This window comes from Arthrobacter sp. LjRoot78 (assembly GCF_964254335.1).
Lineage (GTDB): Bacteria > Actinomycetota > Actinomycetes > Actinomycetales > Micrococcaceae > Arthrobacter.
On sequence record NZ_CAXUTG020000001.1, the window covers coordinates 1699306 to 1717944 of the forward strand.

The window sequence follows — 18639 nt, forward strand, 5'->3', positions numbered from 1 at the left end:
GGCCGCCGTCGTGCGCTCCCAAACCCGGGCATGAGGACCTGAGGGCCTACGAAAGGTGCCGCTCTTCCACGCCGTTGTACTCGCTCAACGGACGGATCAGGGAGTTCGACTCCAGCTGTTCCATGATGTGCGCGGTCCAGCCGGTGATACGGCTGGCAACGAACAGGGGAGTGAACGTGGCGGTGTCGAAGCCCATGAGGTGATAGGTGGGGCCCGTGGGGTAGTCGAGGTTGGGCTTGATCCCCTTGGCCTCGTCCATGGCGCTCTCCAGCCCGTTATAGAGACCCAGGAGCTCCGGCCGGCCGTAGTGGGCAATCATCTTGTCCAGCGCGGCCTTCATGGTGGGGACACGGGAGTCGCCGTGCTTGTAGACGCGGTGGCCGAAACCCATGACCTTCTTCTTCTGTGCCAGGGCATCCTCCATCCAGGCCTTGGCCCGGGCGGCGGCGTCCTCCAGGGATTCCTCGGAACGGATGCCGATCTCATCGAAGGTGTGCATGACAGCTTCATTGGCGCCGCCATGGAGTGCACCCTTGAGTGCACCGATGGCCCCGGTCACGGCCGAATGAAGGTCCGACAGCGTGGACGTGATCACGCGGGCAGTGAAGGTGGACGCGTTGAAGGAGTGCTCCGCGTACAGAATCATGGACACATTGAACGCGTCCACGACCTCCGGCACCTGCTCTTCGCCGAAGGTCATCCAGAGGAAGTTGGCGTCGTATCCCAGGTCGTCACGGGGCTCCACCAGCTCCAGGCCATGGCGGCGGCGCTGATCGTAAGCCACCACGGCCGGCATGGCGGCGAACAGGTCGATGGCCTTGTGCATGTTCGCTTCGCGCGAGGAATCCTCGGCGAGCTCATGCCGGGCTCCCATCACGGACGCTGCCGTCCGGCAGACGTCCATCGGGTGGGACGTGATGGGCAGCGCGTCGATCACCTGCTTGACCACCGGATCCAGTGCGCGGCCGGCCTTTTCCTTGGCCGTGAACTCGGCCAGCTGCTCCGGCGTGGGCAGTTCACCGTTCCAGAGCAGGTAGGCCACTTCCTCGAAGCTGCACTTGGCGGCGAGTTCCTGGACCGGGTAGCCGCGGTACAGCAGCGAGTTGGTGTCGGGGTTGACCTTGGACACCGCGGTGTAGTCCACCACGACGCCGGCGAGGCCCTTTTTTATCTCGTTTTCAGCCATGCTGAAACTCCTTCGTTCCTTATGCTGTGTGCCGGCCGGAGCCGGAAGTCCGGATGAATAGGGGGTCAGTTGGTGCCGGGAATCCTGAAGTTGAAGACCCCGGTGTCAAAGCGGTTGTAGGCCTCGTAGTCCACCAGGTCATACAGCCGCGCACGGGTCAGCATGCTCTCTACCTGTGCCTCCTGGGTGCCGTCGGACTTGATCGATTCCAGAGTACGCTCAGCTGCCCCCATGGCACTACGGAGCAGGGTGACCGGGTAGATGACCATGTTCACCCCGACCTCCTGCAGCTGCTGCACGGTGAACAGCTCGCTCTGGCCGAACTCGGTCATGTTGGCGAGGATGGGCACGTCCACGGCGTCGCGGATGGCCTGGAACTCGCTGAGGTCCTTCATGGCTTCCGGGAAGATGGCGTCCGCCCCGGCCTCGACGAGGGCCTTGGCCCGCTCCTGTGCCGCTTCCAGACCGTCGGTGGCACGGATGTCCGTCCGGGCCATGATCAGGAAGTTGGGATCCCGGCGGGCGTCGGCGGCGGCGCGGATGCGTTTGGTGGCGGTGTCCAGGTCCACCACGTTCTTGCCGTCCAGGTGGCCGCACCTCTTGGGGTTGAACTGGTCCTCGATGTGCAGCCCCGCCAGCCCGGCATTTTCGATTTCCTGGACGCTGCGGGCCACGTTCATGGGTTCGCCGAAGCCGGTGTCCGCGTCCACGATGGAGGGCAGGTCGGTCATCCGGGCGATCTGTCCGGCCCGCGTCGCCACTTCGGTGAGCGTGGTCAGGCCGATGTCCGGCAGGCCAAGGTCGTTCGCCAGCACAGCGCCGGAAATGTAGACGCCGGCGAAGCCCTTCTCCTCGATCAGCCGCGCCGAGAGCGGATTGAACGCGCCCGGGAACTGCTGGATGGTCCCGGATGCCAGGAGCTCGCGGAACCGGATCCGTTTCTGCTCCGGCGTGACCTTCGAGTACAGCATCAGAAGAGTCCCTTCGGAGCGGCGGCGAGGTCGATCACGCCGTCGGCTGCCTTGATGTTGAGCTGGTCCAGCTCTCCGGCGGCCAGTTCCGGGAGCCGGGACGCGGCGGCAAGGAAGCGTTCGATCTCCTCTTCGGCGACCACACCGGCAGCGAGGGTCCGGAACTTGTTCACGTACTGCTCCCGGGCGAACGGCCGCGCTCCGAGCGGGTGGGCGTCGGCCACAGCGATTTCGTCGTTGATGACCGTGCCGTCGTTCAGGGTGATCTCCACCGATCCGCCGAAGGCCTTCTCCGCGATGTCGAGGGAATGGTAGCGGCGGGTCCATTCCGGGTCCTCCACCGTGGTGACCTTGTGCCACAGCTCCACTGTGTCCGGGCGCGCCGCCCGCTCCGGGGCGTAGGAGTCCACGTGGTGCCACGCGCCATCCTGCAAAGCGACTGTGAAGATGTACGGGATGGAGTGGTCCAGGGTTTCACGGCTGGCCGTGGGGCTGTACTTCTGCGGGTCGTTGGCGCCCGAGCCGATCACGTAATGGGTGTGGTGGCTGGTCTTGATCAGCACCGACTTCACGTTGGCCGGGTCGGTGGTTTCCGGGTGCGCCTTGTTCAGTTTCCGGGCAAGGTCGATCCAGGCCTGGGCCTGGTACTCGGCGGAGTGTTCCTTGGTGTAGGTGTCCAGGATGGCGCGCTTGGCCTCGCCGGGCGTCGGCAACGGCACCATGTAGGAGGCATCAGGGCCGTCCAGCATCCAGGCGATGACGCCGTCTTCGCCCTCATAGATCGGGACCGGCGACGTCTGGCCCCGCATGGAGCGGTCCGCGGCCTCGACGGCCATTTTCCCGGCGAACGCAGGCGCGTGCGCCTTCCAGGTGGAAATCTCGCCCTTGCGCGACTGGCGGGTGGCGGTGGTGGTGTGCAGTGCCTGGCCGACGGACTGGAAGATGGTTTCGACGTCGAGGCCGAGCAGGGTGCCGATGCCGGCGGCGGCGGACGGGCCGAGGTGGGCCACGTGGTCGATCTTGTGCTTATGCAGGCAGATGGCCTTGACCAGGTTCACCTGGATCTCGTAGCCGGTGGCGATGCCGCGGATCAGGTCCTGTCCGCTGCAGCCGACGTGCTGGGCGACGGCAAGGATCGGCGGGATGTTGTCGCCCGGGTGGGAGTAGTCCGCGGCCAGGAAGGTGTCGTGGTAGTCGAGTTCACGGACCGCGACGCCGTTGGCCCAGGCGGCCCATTCGGGGGACACGCGCTCGTCGATGCCGAAGACCTTGGATCCCTTGCCGCCGGTGGTGGGTCCGTGGCTCAGGGCCTGGGCGCGGGCCGCAACGATGGGGGCGCGGTTCAAGGAGGCGATGGCCACCGAAGCGTTGTCGATCACGCGGTTGATGACCATGTCGGTGACGTCGTCGGTGACGGCGACGGGATCGGTGGCAACTTTGGCGATCTTGTAGGCGAGCTGGTCCTCGCGGGGCAGGTTTTCCTCGCTCTTGTAAACGCGGACGTGGTGTTCCTTGACCATGGTGCTCCTTCTAGTGAGGTGTATGCGTGACTTTGACGTGGGACAGGCTTCGGTGCAGATGCACGGTGGTGGCAGCCTCGGCAAGCCGGGGGTTGCCGGCGGCGATCGCCTCGGCAATGGCGGCGTGCTCGGCGGCGGCAGCGGTGAGCCGCTGGGCGTCGTCCGCGGCCAGGCGGCGGACCCGGACCAGGTGCACGCGCAGGCTGCGCATGGCCTGGGCAAGGTAGGAGTTGGAAATCGCGGCGTCGATGGCCGCGTCGAGCCGGCCCGCGAGCTCGTAGTACGCGTGGAGGCCTGGCCCGCCGCCGTTGATCAGCTCCGGGGCCTGGAGCAGCTCAGTCCGGAGCTGCTCGAAGGTTGCGGGATCCCCGCGCTCGGCGGCCAGCGCAGCCGCCTTGCCTTCGAGGGTTTCGCGCAGTTCGAACAGCTCGTCGATGTCCTCGAGCGAAATATCGGTGACGACGACGCCGCGGCTGCCCGCCGTCGTCGTCAGTCCCTCCGCGGTGAGCCGGCTCAGGGCCTCCCGGAGGGGGGTGCGTGAGATGCCGAGCCGCTCTGACTGCTCAACCTCCGCCAATACCGTCCCTGGCAGGAGGCGCCATTCGATGATGTCGTCGCGCAGTGCCGCATAGGCCCTATCGCTGGCGCGCATCCTTGCCTCCTTCGTTGGTTGACGCTCTTCAGTGTATACATAGGCAGCGTTTTTGCCCAGCAATTGCCCTTGATCTTCGAAACTACTTCAAGTTTGTATACATAGACCCTTGTGCGCGCTTCGCTGGCCGGACTAGCATGGCTCGCATCACAATGTCGTGGACGGGATGCATTTCATGGTTACCAAGAGGTATCAGGACAGCTACGCACAGAGCCTGGAGAACCCCGAAGACTTCTGGCTGGATGCCGCCGGGAAGATTTCCTGGTCGGTGCCGCCGCGCCGTGCCCTGGATTCCAGCCGGGCACCGCTCTACAGCTGGTTTCCGGACGGCGTGCTCAACACGTCCTACAACGCCCTCGATCGCCATGTGGAGGCCGGACGGGGCGGCCAGGATGCGCTCATTTACGATTCCGCGATGCTCGGGATCCAGCGGCGTTTCAGCTATGCCGAACTCACGGAGCTTGTGGCACGTTTTGCCGGCGTCCTCCGGGGCCGCGGGGTAGGCAAGGGGGACAGGGTTGTGATCTACATGCCGATGATCCCCGAAGCCGCCATCGCCATGCTGGCGACCGCGCGGCTGGGCGCTGTCCATTCGGTGGTCTTCGGCGGCTTTGCGCCCAAGGAACTGGCAGCCCGCATCCGGGACGCCGCTCCGGCAGTGGTGGTCACGGCATCCGGCGGCATTGAGCCCTCGCGCCGGATCGAATACCTCCCTGCGGTCGAGGAGGCCCTCCGCCTGGCCGGAACTCCGACGCTGCCGGTGATCGTCACGGCACGGGATGGCTTCGTCTCCTCAGCCTCGGACCATGGCTGGCTGGACTGGGAAACCGAGATGGCCGCCGCCGAACCGGCAGCTCCGGTGGACGTCAAAGCCACGGACCCGCTCTACATCCTCTACACCTCGGGAACCACCGGCACACCCAAGGGAGTGGTGCGGGACAACGGCGGCCACGCGGTGGCACTCAGCTGGACGCTGGAAAGCATCTATGACATCAGCCCGGGGGACGTCATGTGGACCGCTTCGGACGTCGGCTGGGTGGTGGGGCACTCGTACATCGTCTACGGGCCGCTGCTGGCCGGCGCCACCACCGTCCTCTACGAGGGCAAACCCGTGGGGACTCCTGACGCGGGTGCCTCTTGGCGCGTGATCCGGGACCACAAGGTCAATGTCCTGTTCACCGCCCCCACCGCGCTGCGCGCCATCCGGAAGGCGGACCCTGACGCGAAGCTGCTGCGGGACTACGACATCTCCAGCCTGCGGACGCTATTCGCCGCCGGGGAGCGGCTAGACACCGATACCTTCCACTGGGCCTCGAAGTCCCTGAACGTCCCGGTGGTGGACCACTGGTGGCAGACAGAAACGGGCTGGGCCATTTGCGCGAACCCGCGGGGACTGGAAGAACTCCCGATCAAGGCAGGATCGCCGAGCGTCCCGATGCCGGGCTTCAAACTCAACATAGTGGACGGCCTGGGGGAGGATGTCGAACCCGGGACCGAAGGCAACATCGTGCTCGGGCTCCCGCTTCCGCCCGGCACGCTGACCACGCTCTGGGGCGACGACGACCGCTACATCTCCTCCTACCTCCAGGCGTTCGATGGCTATTATGCAACCGGTGACTCCGGCTACCGGGACGAGGACGGCTACGTGTTCGTGATGGGCCGCACCGACGACATCATCAACGTTGCCGGCCACCGGCTGTCCACCGGCGCGATGGAGCAGGTCATCGGCCAGCACCCCGCGGTTGCAGAGTGCGCCGTGATCGGCCTGGCGGACCCGCTGAAGGGCCAGCGTCCCAGCGGTTACGTGGTGCTGAAATCGGGCGTGGAGGTGGCGGAGGACGTCCTGGTCAAGGACCTGATCGCGCTGGTCCGCCGCGATATCGGGGCCGTTGCGGACTTCAAGCACGTGGCCGTGGTGGATGCGCTGCCCAAGACCCGCTCCGGCAAGATCCTCCGCAAGACCATGCGGCAGATTGCCGACGGCGAAGAGTACGTCGTGCCGTCCACCATTGAGGACGCCGGGGTGATCGACCAGCTGATCGGAACGCTTCGCCCCACGACGCCCCGGAACTAGCAGTCAGCTCCGGTTCCAGCGGTACTCGTTCTCCGGCCTGCCCGGTGCGCCGTAGCGGGCTGTCCGGGAGACGGTACCGGCGTCCGCAAGGTACTCGAGGTAGCGCCGGGCAGTCACCCGCGACATCCCGAGCGCATCCATGACCTCCGTGGCCGAGACCGCCTCCGCCTGCTGCTTCATGAACTCCTGCACCGCGTCCAGGGTCGACGTCGACAGGCCCTTGGGTAGCGGCAGTTCGCTCGGCGCCCGCAGGCTCGCAAACGCCTGGTCCACGTCGCTCTGTGATGCTGCGGACCTGGTCCCGCCCGAGCCGGCGGCGAGCTGCTCGCGAAACTGCCGGTAACTGGCCAGCTTGTCCGCGAAAGTGGCGTAGGTGAAGGGCTTGATGAGGTACTGGACAACGCCGATGGACACGGCACTGCGCACGATGTTGAGCTCACGCACGGCAGTGATCGCGATGATGTCCGGGAGCAGTCCGGAGGCCCGCATCCGCCGGGCAATGTCCAGGCCGTGCAGATCCGGAAGGTTCATGTCCAGCAGGACGAGTTCAATCGGGTTGCCTGCCGCGGCGAATTCCGCCAGCAGGCGCAGCGCAGACTGGCCGTCCGGGGCCGTGCCTGCCAACGAAAAGCCGTTGAGTCGACCTACGTAGGCGCCGTGCGCTGCCGCGGCTACCGGCTCGTCCTCGACGACGAGGACGCGGATGTCGCTCATGTTGTCTCCTTGGTGGTGCCCGCTGCAGGGAGGAATATGTGGAAATGCGCCCCGCGGGGATTCGTAATGGCCATCGTGCCGCCCAACCGGTGGACGGCCTGCCGGACCAGGGCCAGGCCCAGACCCCGGCCGTACTTGCCGGGGGCCTTAGTGCTGAAACCGTGCCGGAACACATCATCCACGGCATCGGGGTCGATTCCGCGGCCGGAGTCCTCCACTGTAATCTCAACGCCCCGGACTCCCGACTCCACTGACAGCTCGACCCACTTCGGTGCCGGGGCATCGGCCGCCGCGTCGATGGCGTTGTCCAGCAGGTTGCCAAGAATGGTCACCAGGTCCTGGACGGCCACACCGGCCGTCCCCGCTGAGCTGTTCGCCTGCAGGCCCAGTTCAACACCGCGTTCGTGCGCCTCGGCGGCCTTGCCCATGAGGAGTGCGCTCAGCACCGGCTCTTCCATGGCACCCACCATCTCATCGGTGAGCTGCTGGCTGAGCTCCAGGTCCTTGGTGGCAAAATCCAGGGCCTCGTCGGACCGGCCCAGTTCCATCAGCGACACGATGGTGTGCAGGCGGTTGGCGTGCTCGTGGGTCTGGGCCCGCAGGGCGTCCGAAAGCGTGCGCATGGTTTCCAGTTCGCTGCCCAGGGACTCGATCTCCGTGCGGTCGCGGATGGTTGCCACGGTCCCGAAGACCGCCGGGCGCTGCCGGCCGGCCGATGATGCAGGTCCCACCGCCGGACCCTGGTTGATCACCAGCACGCGGGGACCGGCCAGATGGATTTCATCCTGAATTGTCCGGCCGGATTCGAACAGGTCTTTCAAACTGGGTGCCAGGGGGAGATCGCTGAGCAGGACGGCGTCGGCAGGATCGCCCCCGGAAGGCCGCGGGGCAAGCCCCAGGAGCTCCGCGGCCTGGTCGTTGTACATTACCACCCGCCCCTTGGGGTCGATCAGGATGACTCCTTCGCGGACGGAGTGCAGCACGGACTCGTAGTAGGCGAACAGCTGGGCGAGCTGCTCGGGTCCCCAGCCCCGGGTGACATTGCGCAGGTACCGGCCCAGCAGCCAGGACGCCACTGAGCCGCCCACCAGGAGGGCGAAGGCGATGGCCAGCAGGGCCGGCAGGCGCCCTGAGATGGCAACATCCACCGTCCGCACTGTGACGCCTGCGGCCACAAGGGCCCTGACGTTCCCCGACTGGTCCTTGACGGGGGCAATCGTCCGCACCGAGGGCCCCAGCGTGCCAGCCGTGATTTCGGTGAACACCTGCCCGTTCAAGGCGGCATCTATGGATCCGATATACGGTTTGCCGAGTTCCTCGCTGCGCGGGTGGGTCCAGCGGGTCCGGTCCGGGGCCATGATCGTGATGAAATCCGCGTCTGCATCGTCCATGACGTCCAGGGCGTAGGGCTGCAGCATTGCGGACGGGTCGGCCGACCGGGCTGCCTGCAGGACCAGGGGATTGTCCGCGATGGCCGTGGCAATGCCGGACATCCGCCGTCCGGCTTCGTCGTATGCGTGGTCCCGGGCGTCGATGAAGGTGGCTGTCCCGACTGTTGCGGTCAGCGCGAGCATGAACAGCAGATGCGCCACGAACAGCCGGCGCGCAATGCTCCACTTGTGCCTCATTCCAACCTTCCACGACCAATATGAACGCAACGGTGAGCCAGGTCACGCGATGCCCAATGATGGATATCACACCGGACGGACGTGTAGAGCCCAGAGACTGTGCCGCAACGTCTTCCAGATTATCCATAAGGAGACACATCATGGCTTCTCAACGAGGAGAGTCAGCCGCGCCTGTCAAGGCAAAGCGCAAAGGACTCGACAAGTCGCACTACCTCTACATTGCCGTTATCGTCGCCGTGATCCTCGGCGCAGTGATCGGGCTCCTGTTCCCGGAGGTCGGCAAATCACTCAAGCCGCTGGGCGACGGATTCATCAAGCTGATCAAGATGATGATCGCTCCGGTGATCTTCTGCACCATCGTCCTGGGCATCGGCTCCATCGCGAAGGCTGCCACCGTCGGCAAGGTCGGCGGCCTGGCGCTGGGCTACTTCATCGTGATGTCCACCTTCGCGCTGGCCATCGGCCTCGTGGTGGGCAACCTCATCCACCCCGGTGAGGGCCTGAAGCTGACGCCGTACGATCCCACCAAGAAGGCCGCCACCGACAGCACGGTTGACTTCCTGCTGGGAATCATCCCGGGAGACATTCCGGTGCTGCCCACCCTGCTGGCAGCGATCCTTGTGGGCTTCGCCCTGCAGAAGATGGGCCCCCAGGGTGCCCCGATCCTCAAGGCCATCGGCCACGGCCAGGCACTGGTATTCCGCATCCTCATCATGGTCATGTGGCTGGCGCCCGTGGGTGCCTTCGGCGCCATCGCCGCCGTCGTCGGTGCCACCGGCTTCCAGGCAATCGTCAGCATGTTCACCCTGATGCTCGCCTTCTACATCACCTGTGCCCTGTTCATCGTGATCATCCTCGGCGGCCTGCTGCAGGTTGTGGCCGGCGTCAACATCTTCCGGCTCATGAAGTACCTTGCCCGCGAATACCTGTTGATCTTCTCCACGTCGTCTTCCGAAGCAGCCCTGCCTCGCCTCATTGCCAAGATGGAACACCTGGGTGTCTCCAAGCCGGTTGTCGGCGTCACCGTACCCACGGGCTACTCCTTCAACCTTGACGGCACGGCCATCTACCTGACCATGGCGTCCCTCTTCGTGGCCAACGCCATGGGCACCCCGCTGGACCTTGGCGCCCAGGTCTCCCTGCTGGTCTTCATGATCATCGCTTCCAAGGGCGCTGCCGGCGTCACCGGCGCCGGCCTTGCCACCCTGGCTGCAGGCCTGCAGGCCCACAAGCCCGAACTGCTTGGCGGCGTCGGCATGATCGTCGGCATCGACCGCTTTATGTCCGAGGCCCGCGCCCTGACCAACTTCACGGGCAACGCCGTTGCCACGGTCCTGATCGGCACCTGGGTCAAGGAGATCGACGGCGGCCAGGTGGAGCGTGTCCTGTCCGGTGAAGAGCCCTTCGACGAGCAGACCATGATCGCCGGTCACCACACCGAGCAGGAAGCTCCGGCTCCCGTTCCCGCCCGAGCCTGAAGCACCGGCCCGGACCAACACCCCTGGCAACAAAGGAACCGCCCGTGAAGGATCATCCTGCACGGGCGGTTTTGTGTGCCGCCGGCATCAACCTTCGACCTTTACCAGAAGGTAAAGGCTCAGGCAAGAGCGCGTGTCAAGTTCCGTTGAATCACGGATGCGGCGCTGTAACCTTGGTGGGAAGAACCATAGGCGCTGAACTTTCAGCGGCAGGACATCAACGTCATCGAAAGTGTGGATAGATACGTGAGCAGCGAGCAGGGTTCAGCAACTCTGGAAGGCACCGAACTCGATCTGGAAGACGCCGTCATGGGTCCTACCGGGCGCCCCTACCGCGAATTTCCCGAGCCTGCGCCGCTGTCGTCCCACGGCCCCGCGCGTGTGATCGCCATGGTGAACCAGAAGGGCGGCGTCGGCAAAACGACCTCCACCATTAATCTGGCCGCCGCGCTCGCCGAATACGGCCGCCGTGTCCTGCTGGTCGATTTCGATCCCCAGGGCGCACTGTCCGCGGGCCTCGGAACCAATCCGCATGAACTGGACCTGACGGTCTACAACGTCCTGATGGACCGCAAGGTGGACATCCGGGACGCCATCCAGCACACCGGCGTCGAGAATGTTGACCTGCTGCCGGCGAACATCGACCTCTCCGCCGCGGAAGTGCAGCTCGTCAATGAAGTTGCACGCGAACAGGTGCTGGACCGGGCCCTGAAGAAGGTTGAGGACGAATACGATGTCGTCCTGATTGACTGCCAGCCCTCGCTGGGCCTGCTGACCGTCAACGCCCTCACGGCGGCCCACGGTGTCATCATTCCGCTGATCTGCGAGTTCTTTGCACTCCGGGCTGTGGCCCTGCTGGTGGAAACCATCGACAAGGTCCAGGACCGGCTGAACCCCAGGCTCCAGGTGGACGGGGTGCTGGCCACTATGTACGACGCCCGCACGCTGCACAGCCGCGAGGTCATCAGCAGGCTTGTGGAAGCGTTCGGAGACAAAGTCTTCGAGACCGTTATCAAGCGCTCCATCAAGTTTGCCGACGCCACGGTGGCCGCGGAACCCATCACCAGCTACGCGGCCAACCACATCGGTGCCGACGCTTACCGCCGCCTGGCCAAGGAGCTGATTTCGCGCGGCGGCGCGCCCTAGCCAAGGCCGTGGCACTGGCAGTCACCCCGCAAGCGGAGGCACCGAAAAAAGCCGGCTTCGAAGTGCGGCTCGCCAACTTCACCGGGCCCTTTGACCTGCTGCTCGGCCTAATCAGCAAACATCAGCTGGACATCACCGAAGTGGCCCTGGCCACGGTGACTGATGAATTCATCAAATACATCAGGAACCTCCAACAGCTGGGCGAGGAGTGGGCGCTTGACGAGGCCAGCGAATTCCTGGTCATTGCCGCCACGCTCCTGGACCTCAAGGCCGCCCGGCTCCTGCCGGCGGGCGAGGTCGAGGACGACGAGGACGTCGCACTGCTCGAAGCGCGGGACTTGCTCTTCGCCCGCCTGCTCCAATACAAAGCCTTCAAACACGTGGCCGGACTGATCAACACCACCCTGGAGTTGGAGGCCCGCAGCTTCCCCCGGCAGGTTGCGTTGGAAGCACAGTTCGCGGCACTGTTGCCGGAACTCGTCTGGCGGCACACGCCCGGGCAGTTTGCCGCCCTGGCGGAGGCCGCGCTGGTGCCTAAGGAAACGCCGCCGAGCGAAGTCGGCCTGGCGCACCTGCACGGCAGCGCCGTCAGCGTCAAGGAACAGGCCGAAATCCTTGGACTCAAGCTTCAGGCGGGAAGGCCGTTGTCGTTCCGGGCCCTCACTGCCGACGCCGAATCAACACTGGTTGTGGTGGCGCGCTTCCTGGCGCTCCTGGAAATGTTCCGGGACAAGGTGGTCGCTTTCGACCAGATCCTTCCCCTGGGGGACCTGACGGTGCACTGGACGGCGGGCCCCGACGACTGGAGCAGCGAAAATCTGACCGAGGAATACAGCGAGCAATACGAGGAGGAGCCTTGAGCGACACGACGCCGGATCCGGCCGCCCAGGGGGAGGCGGACGCGGGAGTGGATGTCGCCGAACTCCCCGGCGGCGCACACGCCGCCATCGAGGCAGTGCTGATGGTCATCGACCAGCCGGCCACCGCCGTCGAGCTGGCCGCAGGACTCAACTTGACGGTGGACGCCGTCGAGCAGCTGCTCGCGGAACTTCAGCGTGAGTATAACGGCTATACTGTTAATGCCCCGGACTCGGACGTTGCCACTGCTATCAACACTGCTGGCCACAAATCCAGACCCCGGGGTTTTGAATTGCGGAATATCGCCGGAGGCTGGCGCATCTATTCCCGTGCGGATTTCGCCGACGTCGTAGGCGGGTTCGTGCTGGAAGGACAGACAGCCAGGCTGACGCAGGCGGCGCTGGAAACGCTCGCCGTCATCGCTTACCGCCAGCCCGTATCAAGGGCCAGGGTGTCTGCAATTCGAGGAGTTAATGTTGACTCTGTCGTGCGGACGCTGATGCAGCGGGGACTGATCGAAGACTCGGGGACCGATCCCGAATCCGGAGCCATCCTCTACCGTACGACGTCGTATTTCCTGGAACGCATGGGAATCGGCTCGGTGGCTGAGTTGCCGCAGCTTTCACCCCATCTTCCGGGGCTTGAAGGCATCGAAGAGTTCTACGACGCCGGAAGAATGTAGGCACATTTACGCCTGCGCACGAGTATCCACCAGGGCGGACTTAATCCGCCCGGCTGGCTAGTGTTGTCGGGAGACAACCATCGCCGGCCACCATAACGAAGGACGGGTCATGACACAGGCGGGACGCCAGGGTTCACCACGTAACAGTTCGGCACGCAACAGTGCCGGACAAAACAAATCCGGACGCAATCCGGTACAGGGCGGTGCCAGCCGCGCAGGCGGCGCCGCCGGCTACAAGGGAGGCGGCGACCGCCCCTTCAAGCGCCCCAAGCCTCGCGAAGAGGCCTTCATCGATCCGGACCTGCAGGGTCCGGCCGGCGCGCCGGCAGACCGCCCGGCGGCCGGTGACTGGAAGCAGGGCAAACCTGCCGCCCGGAAGCCCGGTTCTCGCAAGCCCGGCGCCGGCAAGGAGCCCGGCACGCCCGGCGCCCTCAAGCCCAAGCCGCGGTCCGCATCAGCCAAAACCTTCGGTACGCGCGCTTTCGGCGGCGAACGGTTCGGCCAGAACCTTGGCGCCGTCCGCAAGCCTTCGCGCAAGCGCGGACCCCGCGGCGATGTTCCGCAGTCCGAGATGCACGACGCCGACGGCATCCGCCTGCAGAAGGTCATGGCCTCCGCCGGCGTCGCTTCACGGCGTGTCTGCGAGGAAATGATCTCCGAAGGCCGCGTTGAAGTGGACGGCAAGGTTGTCACCGAGCTCGGCGTCCGCGTCGACCCGAAAACTGCTGTGATCCACGTTGACGGACTGCGCATCCAGCTGGATGAAAACATGGTCTACATGGTGTTCAACAAGCCCAAGGGCGTTGTGTCCACCATGGAGGATCCCGACGGTCGTCCGTGCATCAGCGACTTCGTCCGCAACACGCACGGCGAACGCCTCTTCCACGTGGGACGCCTCGACGTCGCCACCGAGGGGCTGCTGCTGCTGACGAACGACGGCGAACTCGCCAACCGTCTGACGCACCCGTCCTACGAGGTGCCCAAGACGTACCTGGTCCAGGTCCGCGGCCCGTTCCCGCAGGGAATCGGCGCGCAGCTCAAGGCCGGTGTTGAACTGGAGGACGGCTTCGCCTCGGTGGACTCGTTCAAGCTGGTGGACTCCACACCGGGCCACGTGCTGATCGAGGTAGTGCTGCACTCCGGCAAGAACCGCATCGTGCGCCGCCTCTTCGATGCTGTCGGCTTCCCGGTACTCCGGCTCGTCCGTGTCAAGGTGGGCCCCATCGGCCTGGGAGACCAGCGCCAGGGGAGCATCCGCAACCTCGGCAAGCAGGAAGTCGGCCACCTGCTGGCATCCGTAGGGCTGTAGCTTATGTCTGCCTTTCATACCCACGGCCGCGGGCACCTGAACGGCCCGGTAGTGGTTATCGGAACCGGACTGCTGGGAACCAGCATCGGCCTCGGACTGCGGGGGCGCGGCGTGTCCGTGTTCCTGTCCGACCCGTCGCCCACCAACCAGGCTGTCGCCGTCGATATCGGGGCAGGCCTTCCGTTGTCGCGCCTTGGCGACGAGCAGCCGGAACTCGTTGTGGTGGCCGTCCCCCCGGACGTCACTGCGGACGTGGTGGAAAGCTCACTGGCCGACTACCCTGCCGCGACGGTGGTGGACATCGCCAGCGTCAAGGCCGGAATCCTGGCCGACCTTCGGGGACGCGGCGTGGACCTCGCCCGTTACGTGGGAACACATCCCATGGCCGGGCGGGAAAAGTCAGGACCCGTAGCGGCCCGCGGTGAGCTTTTTACCTCCATGCCGTGGGTGGTCTGCCCCTCCGGGGAAACGTCGCCCGGTGCGCTGCAGGCCGCCCGCGCCCTGGCGACTGACCTGGGCGCCGTGGTCACACAGTTCGGCGTCGAGGAACATGACCAGGCCGTGGCGCTCGTGTCGCATCTTCCCCAGGTCATGTCCTCGCTGGTGGCCAGCCGGCTGCAGGGTACGCCCGTGCACGCGCTGTCCCTGGCCGGCAACGGCCTGCGCGACGTCACCCGGATCGCGGCCAGCGATCCCACGCTGTGGGTGCAGATCCTGGGCGCCAATGCGGGCCCGATGGTCGATATCCTGCACGGCGTGCGTGACGACCTGAACCGGCTGATCGGGACCCTCGAAGATCCGGCAGCTCCAGGCGCCCGCCTGGACCTGGCGCAGTTGATCAGCGAGGGCAACGCCGGGCAGTCCCGCATTCCGGGCAAGCACGGCGGACCCCCGCAGGCCTATTCCTGGCTGACCGTCCTGGTGGACGACAAACCGGGACAGATTGCCCGCCTCCTGACGGAGATCGGCGAAATCGGGGTCAACCTTGAAGACCTGCGGCTGGATCATTCCTCCGGGCAGAATGTGGGCATGGTGGAACTGTCGGTTTTGCCCAACAAACATGATCTGCTCATCGAAGCACTCAACGACCGTGGATGGCGGGTACTGCAGTAATGACACAGGAACTCATCGATACCGTGCCCATGCTTCGCCAGGGCAGGCCGCTGGTCGTTGCCATCGACGGTCCGTCCGGGTCCGGAAAATCCAGCGTCAGCAGGGAAGTGGCACGGCGCCTCCGCCTTGCCTACCTGGACACAGGAGCCATGTACCGTGCGCTGACCTGGTACTGCCTGGACCAGGGCATCGACCTGACCGACGCAGCGGCCATCGAGCAGGCCTCCGAGGACCTTCCGCTGGATGTCAGCACCACACCGAACGAGGAATACGTCCGGGTCGGTGGAACGGACGTCACCGAGGCGATCCGGGAACCGGCCATCTCCTCGGCCGTCAGTGCCATCGCCACCACCCTCGGTGCGCGGAAGGAACTTGTGCGCCGGCAGCGTGAGCTGATCGAGGTCCACCACCGGCGCATAGTGGTGGAAGGACGCGACATCACCACCGTCGTCGCTCCCGGCGCGGAAGTCCGCATGCTGCTGACCGCCAGCGAGGAAGCCAGGCTCCGACGCCGGGGCGTCCAGCTGGGCGGAACGCAGAGCGCAGAGCAGCTGGCCGCCCAGGTCACGCAGCGCGACGCCAAGGACTCGACCGTGGTCAACTTCACCACGGCTGCGGACGGTGTGGTCACCCTGGATTCTTCGGATCTGGACTTCGACGGCACCGTTGACGCGGCCCTGGGCATCGTCAACAAGGTGTTGAACCGTGACTGACGCCGGCGGCCGCATTTCCCGGCCCCTTCCGGCGGCCTGTCGCGAACTTCCGGGTGCGTGGACCATGGCCTGGAGCCGGCCCGTCGGCTGGTTCCTGGACCACGTCGTCTACCGGACCACAATCCACGGCCGGCAGAACGTTCCAACCGGAGGTCCCGTGATCTTCGCCGCGAACCACATCAGCTTCCTTGACGGGCCGGTGATGTTCGGCGCGTCACCGCGCCCCATGCACATCCTGGTCAAGAAGGAAATGTTCAAGGGCTTCCTGGGACGGGTGCTCACGGCCTCCGGCCAGCTGCCGGTTGACCGCTCCGGCGATCGCGCCGCCCTGCAGCTGGGCAAAAGAACGCTCGACGCCGGCCGGTGCGTCGGTATCCTCCCCGAAGGAACACGGGGGAGCGGCGAGGCCTCCGCCATTAACAACGGGGTCGCCTGGCTTGCGCTGAACTCCAGCGCGACGGTGGTCCCCGTTGCGATTCTGGGCACCAGGATCGCCGGCGAACATCTCGACGCCGTTCCGAGGCCCGGCAGGCGGCTGCACGTCAGCTTCGGCGAGGCCGTGGATATCGGGCGCAGGCCTGGCGAGACAGGGCGTGCTTCAATGGACAGGGCGGGAAATGAGATCCGCGCTGCCCTGGCACGGCATGTCCAGCAAACGGTACAACTCAGCGGGCAGCCTTTGCCCGGCGCGGATTCCCCGCAAGAACGTCATGAAGAAGTAGCCGGGACGCCGGCAGATCACCACTAAGGAAAGTGCAATGAGCGATACGACTCAAGCCTCCGGCAAATTTGGCGCCGGCGAAGACGAATACACGCCCACCGGCACGGACCAGGTGGCGGAGCATCTTGCTGCCCTGGACGATGACGAGGCAGAGCTTCGGGCCGCCTCCCTCCGGGCCGGCCTGGACGATTACGAACTGGACGAGGAAGACGCCGCCCTCCTGAGCGGCCACTACGACGACCAGGACTTCGACGGTCCGGTCAAGCTCGATCCGGTCCTCGCGATCATCGGCCGGCCCAACGTGGGCAAGTCCACCCTGGTGAACCGCATCCTCGGCCGCCGCGAAGCCGTGGTGGAAGACACCCCCGGCGTGACGCGTGACCGTGTGATGTACTCGGCCACCTGGAACGGCCGGAACTTCACGGTGGTCGACACCGGCGGCTGGGAGCACGATGCCCGCGGCATCCACGCACGCGTCGCCGAACAGGCCGAGATGGCAGTGGAACTCGCTGACGCCGTGCTGTTCGTCGTCGACTCCGCCGTCGGCGCCACCGCCACGGACGAAGCAGTCGTGAAGATGCTCCGGAAGTCCAAGAAGCCGGTCATCATGGTGGCCAACAAGGTGGATGACTTCGCCCAGGAAGCCGACTCGGCAACGCTCTGGGGCCTCGGCTTCGGCGAGCCGTACCCGGTCTCGGCGCTGCACGGCCGCGGTGTGGCCGACCTCCTTGACCACGTCATGGACACTCTGCCCGAGTACTCCACCATCGAAGGCCTGGAGCGCTCCGGCGGCCCGCGCCGCATCGCCCTCATCGGGCGCCCGAACGTTGGCAAGTCCTCGCTGCTGAACAAGCTGGCCGGTTCCGAGCGCGTTGTGGTGGACAACACCGCCGGCACCACCCGCGACCCGGTCGATGAGTTCATCGAACTCGGCGGCCGCACCTGGCGCTTCGTCGACACCGCCGGCATCCGCCGACGCCAGCACATGGCACAGGGCGCAGACTTCTACGCTTCGCTGCGCACGCAGAGCGCCCTCGAAAAGGCGGAGGTCGCCGTCGTGCTCCTCGCCGTGGACGAAGTGCTCAGCGAACAGGATGTCCGCATCCTGCAGCTGGCCATCGAATCCGGCCGCGCGCTGGTTCTCGCGTTCAACAAATGGGACCTGCTGGACGACGAGCGCCGCACCTACCTGGAGCGCGAAATCGAGCAGGACCTGGCGCACGTGGCCTGGGCGCCGCGCGTCAACATTTCCGCGCTGACCGGCTGGCACAAGGACCGGCTGGTTCCGGCGCTGGACACGGCACTGGAAAGCTGGGACAAGCGCATCCCCACCGGACGCCTGAACGCGTTCCTGGGCGAACTGGTGGCCGCGCACCCGCACCCGGTCCGCGGCGGCAAGCAACCCCGCATCCTCTTCGGCACCCAGGCCTCCAGCCGTCCGCCGAAATTTGTGCTGTTCACCACCGGGTTCCTGGACCCCGGATACCGCCGGTTCATCACCAGGCGCCTCCGCGAAACCTTCGGTTTCGAGGGAACACCTATTGAGGTCAACATGCGTGTCCGTGAAAAGCGCGGCAAGAAGCGTTAATTACGACACACCTCGCTTGTGACACCCGCAAAGTGTCACTTGCACCCTCCGGAATCGTGTAAGCTTTTGGAGGTGGTTCGGCCGGACTGCTGAGGTAAAAATCCCGGGGTAACCCAGGAGGACAACCGAGGCGGAGAACGGCGGAACTAACGGGCTGTAGCGCAGCTTGGTAGCGCACTTGACTGGGGGTCAAGGGGTCGCAGGTTCAAATCCTGTCAGCCCGACCAGCAAGAATAACCGCTCCGTTCCCGGGAAGTATCCCGGGAACGGGGCGGTTTTTCTTTGT

At 65.5% G+C, this 18639-nt stretch carries 16 protein-coding genes and 1 tRNA gene; 11 read left to right on the forward strand and 6 right to left on the reverse strand.

Annotated elements, in window-relative coordinates; all coding sequences use genetic code 11:
* Nucleotides 1-46 precede the first annotated feature (46 nt).
* The 4 genes from ACSQ1X_RS07815 to ACSQ1X_RS07830 all read right to left on the reverse strand — a co-directional run bounded on the left by ACSQ1X_RS07815 (nucleotide 47) and on the right by ACSQ1X_RS07830 (nucleotide 4329).
* Entirely contained in the window at nucleotides 47-1186 is a 1140-nt protein-coding gene (locus ACSQ1X_RS07815; protein WP_055800224.1) for a bifunctional 2-methylcitrate synthase/citrate synthase, read from the reverse strand.
* A 65-nt stretch (nucleotides 1187-1251) separates the two neighbouring features.
* On the reverse strand, nucleotides 1252-2157 hold the full coding sequence (prpB, locus tag ACSQ1X_RS07820) for a methylisocitrate lyase (RefSeq protein WP_436057247.1): 906 nt from the start codon (nucleotides 2155-2157) through the stop codon (nucleotides 1252-1254).
* On the reverse strand, nucleotides 2157-3677 hold the full coding sequence (locus ACSQ1X_RS07825; RefSeq protein WP_436057248.1) for an MmgE/PrpD family protein: 1521 nt from the start codon (nucleotides 3675-3677) through the stop codon (nucleotides 2157-2159). Before ACSQ1X_RS07825 ends, prpB begins: the two co-directional genes overlap by 1 nt.
* A gap of 10 nt (nucleotides 3678-3687) precedes the next feature.
* Complete coding sequence (locus tag ACSQ1X_RS07830) at nucleotides 3688-4329, reverse strand: GntR family transcriptional regulator (protein ID WP_055800214.1); 642 nt, start codon at nucleotides 4327-4329, stop codon at nucleotides 3688-3690.
* A gap of 175 nt (nucleotides 4330-4504) precedes the next feature.
* On the opposite strand from ACSQ1X_RS07830, the gene ACSQ1X_RS07835 reads away from it, so the two are divergent.
* Nucleotides 4505-6403, forward strand: coding sequence for an AMP-binding protein (locus tag ACSQ1X_RS07835; RefSeq protein ID WP_436057249.1), 1899 nt, complete (start codon nucleotides 4505-4507; stop codon nucleotides 6401-6403).
* Between the two features lie 3 nt (nucleotides 6404-6406).
* Here ACSQ1X_RS07835 and ACSQ1X_RS07840 read toward each other — a convergent pair whose 3' ends face one another.
* Nucleotides 6407-7117 (reverse strand): response regulator, encoded by a 711-nt coding sequence (locus ACSQ1X_RS07840; protein WP_055800212.1) that lies wholly within the window; start codon nucleotides 7115-7117, stop codon nucleotides 6407-6409.
* On the reverse strand, nucleotides 7114-8745 hold the full coding sequence (locus ACSQ1X_RS07845; protein ID WP_436057250.1) for a sensor histidine kinase: 1632 nt from the start codon (nucleotides 8743-8745) through the stop codon (nucleotides 7114-7116). Before ACSQ1X_RS07845 ends, ACSQ1X_RS07840 begins: the two co-directional genes overlap by 4 nt.
* A gap of 140 nt (nucleotides 8746-8885) precedes the next feature.
* Between ACSQ1X_RS07845 and ACSQ1X_RS07850 the strand changes: the two genes are divergently transcribed.
* The 10 genes from ACSQ1X_RS07850 (at nucleotide 8886) to ACSQ1X_RS07895 (ending at nucleotide 18580) form a co-directional block, all read left to right on the forward strand.
* On the forward strand, nucleotides 8886-10223 hold the full coding sequence (locus ACSQ1X_RS07850) for a cation:dicarboxylate symporter family transporter (RefSeq protein WP_436057251.1): 1338 nt from the start codon (nucleotides 8886-8888) through the stop codon (nucleotides 10221-10223).
* A gap of 246 nt (nucleotides 10224-10469) precedes the next feature.
* A complete protein-coding gene (locus ACSQ1X_RS07855) occupies nucleotides 10470-11369 on the forward strand; it encodes a ParA family protein (protein ID WP_043480364.1) in 900 nt (299 codons plus the stop codon).
* A gap of 8 nt (nucleotides 11370-11377) precedes the next feature.
* On the forward strand, nucleotides 11378-12229 hold the full coding sequence (locus ACSQ1X_RS07860; RefSeq protein ID WP_436057252.1) for a segregation and condensation protein A: 852 nt from the start codon (nucleotides 11378-11380) through the stop codon (nucleotides 12227-12229).
* A gap of 47 nt (nucleotides 12230-12276) precedes the next feature.
* Entirely contained in the window at nucleotides 12277-12909 is a 633-nt protein-coding gene (gene scpB / locus ACSQ1X_RS07865; RefSeq protein WP_436059292.1) for an SMC-Scp complex subunit ScpB, read from the forward strand.
* Nucleotides 12910-13018: 109 nt separating this feature from the next.
* On the forward strand, nucleotides 13019-14218 hold the full coding sequence (locus tag ACSQ1X_RS07870; RefSeq protein ID WP_055800197.1) for a pseudouridine synthase: 1200 nt from the start codon (nucleotides 13019-13021) through the stop codon (nucleotides 14216-14218).
* Nucleotides 14219-14221: 3 nt separating this feature from the next.
* Entirely contained in the window at nucleotides 14222-15331 is a 1110-nt protein-coding gene (locus ACSQ1X_RS07875) for a prephenate dehydrogenase (protein WP_436057253.1), read from the forward strand.
* Nucleotides 15331-16044, forward strand: coding sequence for a (d)CMP kinase (gene cmk / locus ACSQ1X_RS07880; RefSeq protein ID WP_028271702.1), 714 nt, complete (start codon nucleotides 15331-15333; stop codon nucleotides 16042-16044). Before ACSQ1X_RS07875 ends, cmk begins: the two co-directional genes overlap by 1 nt.
* Before the next feature lie 64 nt (nucleotides 16045-16108).
* Nucleotides 16109-16792: a lysophospholipid acyltransferase family protein gene (locus ACSQ1X_RS07885; RefSeq protein WP_436059293.1), complete on the forward strand. Its 684-nt coding sequence runs from the start codon at nucleotides 16109-16111 to the stop codon at nucleotides 16790-16792.
* A gap of 10 nt (nucleotides 16793-16802) precedes the next feature.
* A complete protein-coding gene (gene der / locus ACSQ1X_RS07890) occupies nucleotides 16803-18353 on the forward strand; it encodes a ribosome biogenesis GTPase Der (RefSeq protein ID WP_305940480.1) in 1551 nt (516 codons plus the stop codon).
* 150 nt (nucleotides 18354-18503) lie between these two features.
* Nucleotides 18504-18580, forward strand: a tRNA-Pro gene (locus ACSQ1X_RS07895).
* The last annotated feature ends 59 nt before the right edge of the window (nucleotides 18581-18639 follow it).

Coding starts and splice junctions, on each gene's coding strand:
- ACSQ1X_RS07815 (WP_055800224.1), bottom strand. CDS start 1,186: ATGGCTGAAAACGAGATAAAAAAGGGCCTCGCCGGCGTCGTGGTGGAC.
- prpB (WP_436057247.1), bottom strand. CDS start 2,157: ATGCTGTACTCGAAGGTCACGCCGGAGCAGAAACGGATCCGGTTCCGC.
- ACSQ1X_RS07825 (WP_436057248.1), bottom strand. CDS start 3,677: ATGGTCAAGGAACACCACGTCCGCGTTTACAAGAGCGAGGAAAACCTG.
- ACSQ1X_RS07830 (WP_055800214.1), bottom strand. CDS start 4,329: ATGCGCGCCAGCGATAGGGCCTATGCGGCACTGCGCGACGACATCATC.
- ACSQ1X_RS07835 (WP_436057249.1), top strand. CDS start 4,505: ATGGTTACCAAGAGGTATCAGGACAGCTACGCACAGAGCCTGGAGAAC.
- ACSQ1X_RS07840 (WP_055800212.1), bottom strand. CDS start 7,117: ATGAGCGACATCCGCGTCCTCGTCGTCGAGGACGAGCCGGTAGCCGCG.
- ACSQ1X_RS07845 (WP_436057250.1), bottom strand. CDS start 8,745: ATGAGGCACAAGTGGAGCATTGCGCGCCGGCTGTTCGTGGCGCATCTG.
- ACSQ1X_RS07850 (WP_436057251.1), top strand. CDS start 8,886: ATGGCTTCTCAACGAGGAGAGTCAGCCGCGCCTGTCAAGGCAAAGCGC.
- ACSQ1X_RS07870 (WP_055800197.1), top strand. CDS start 13,019: ATGACACAGGCGGGACGCCAGGGTTCACCACGTAACAGTTCGGCACGC.
- ACSQ1X_RS07875 (WP_436057253.1), top strand. CDS start 14,222: ATGTCTGCCTTTCATACCCACGGCCGCGGGCACCTGAACGGCCCGGTA.
- cmk (WP_028271702.1), top strand. CDS start 15,331: ATGACACAGGAACTCATCGATACCGTGCCCATGCTTCGCCAGGGCAGG.
- ACSQ1X_RS07885 (WP_436059293.1), top strand. CDS start 16,109: ATGGCCTGGAGCCGGCCCGTCGGCTGGTTCCTGGACCACGTCGTCTAC.
- der (WP_305940480.1), top strand. CDS start 16,803: ATGAGCGATACGACTCAAGCCTCCGGCAAATTTGGCGCCGGCGAAGAC.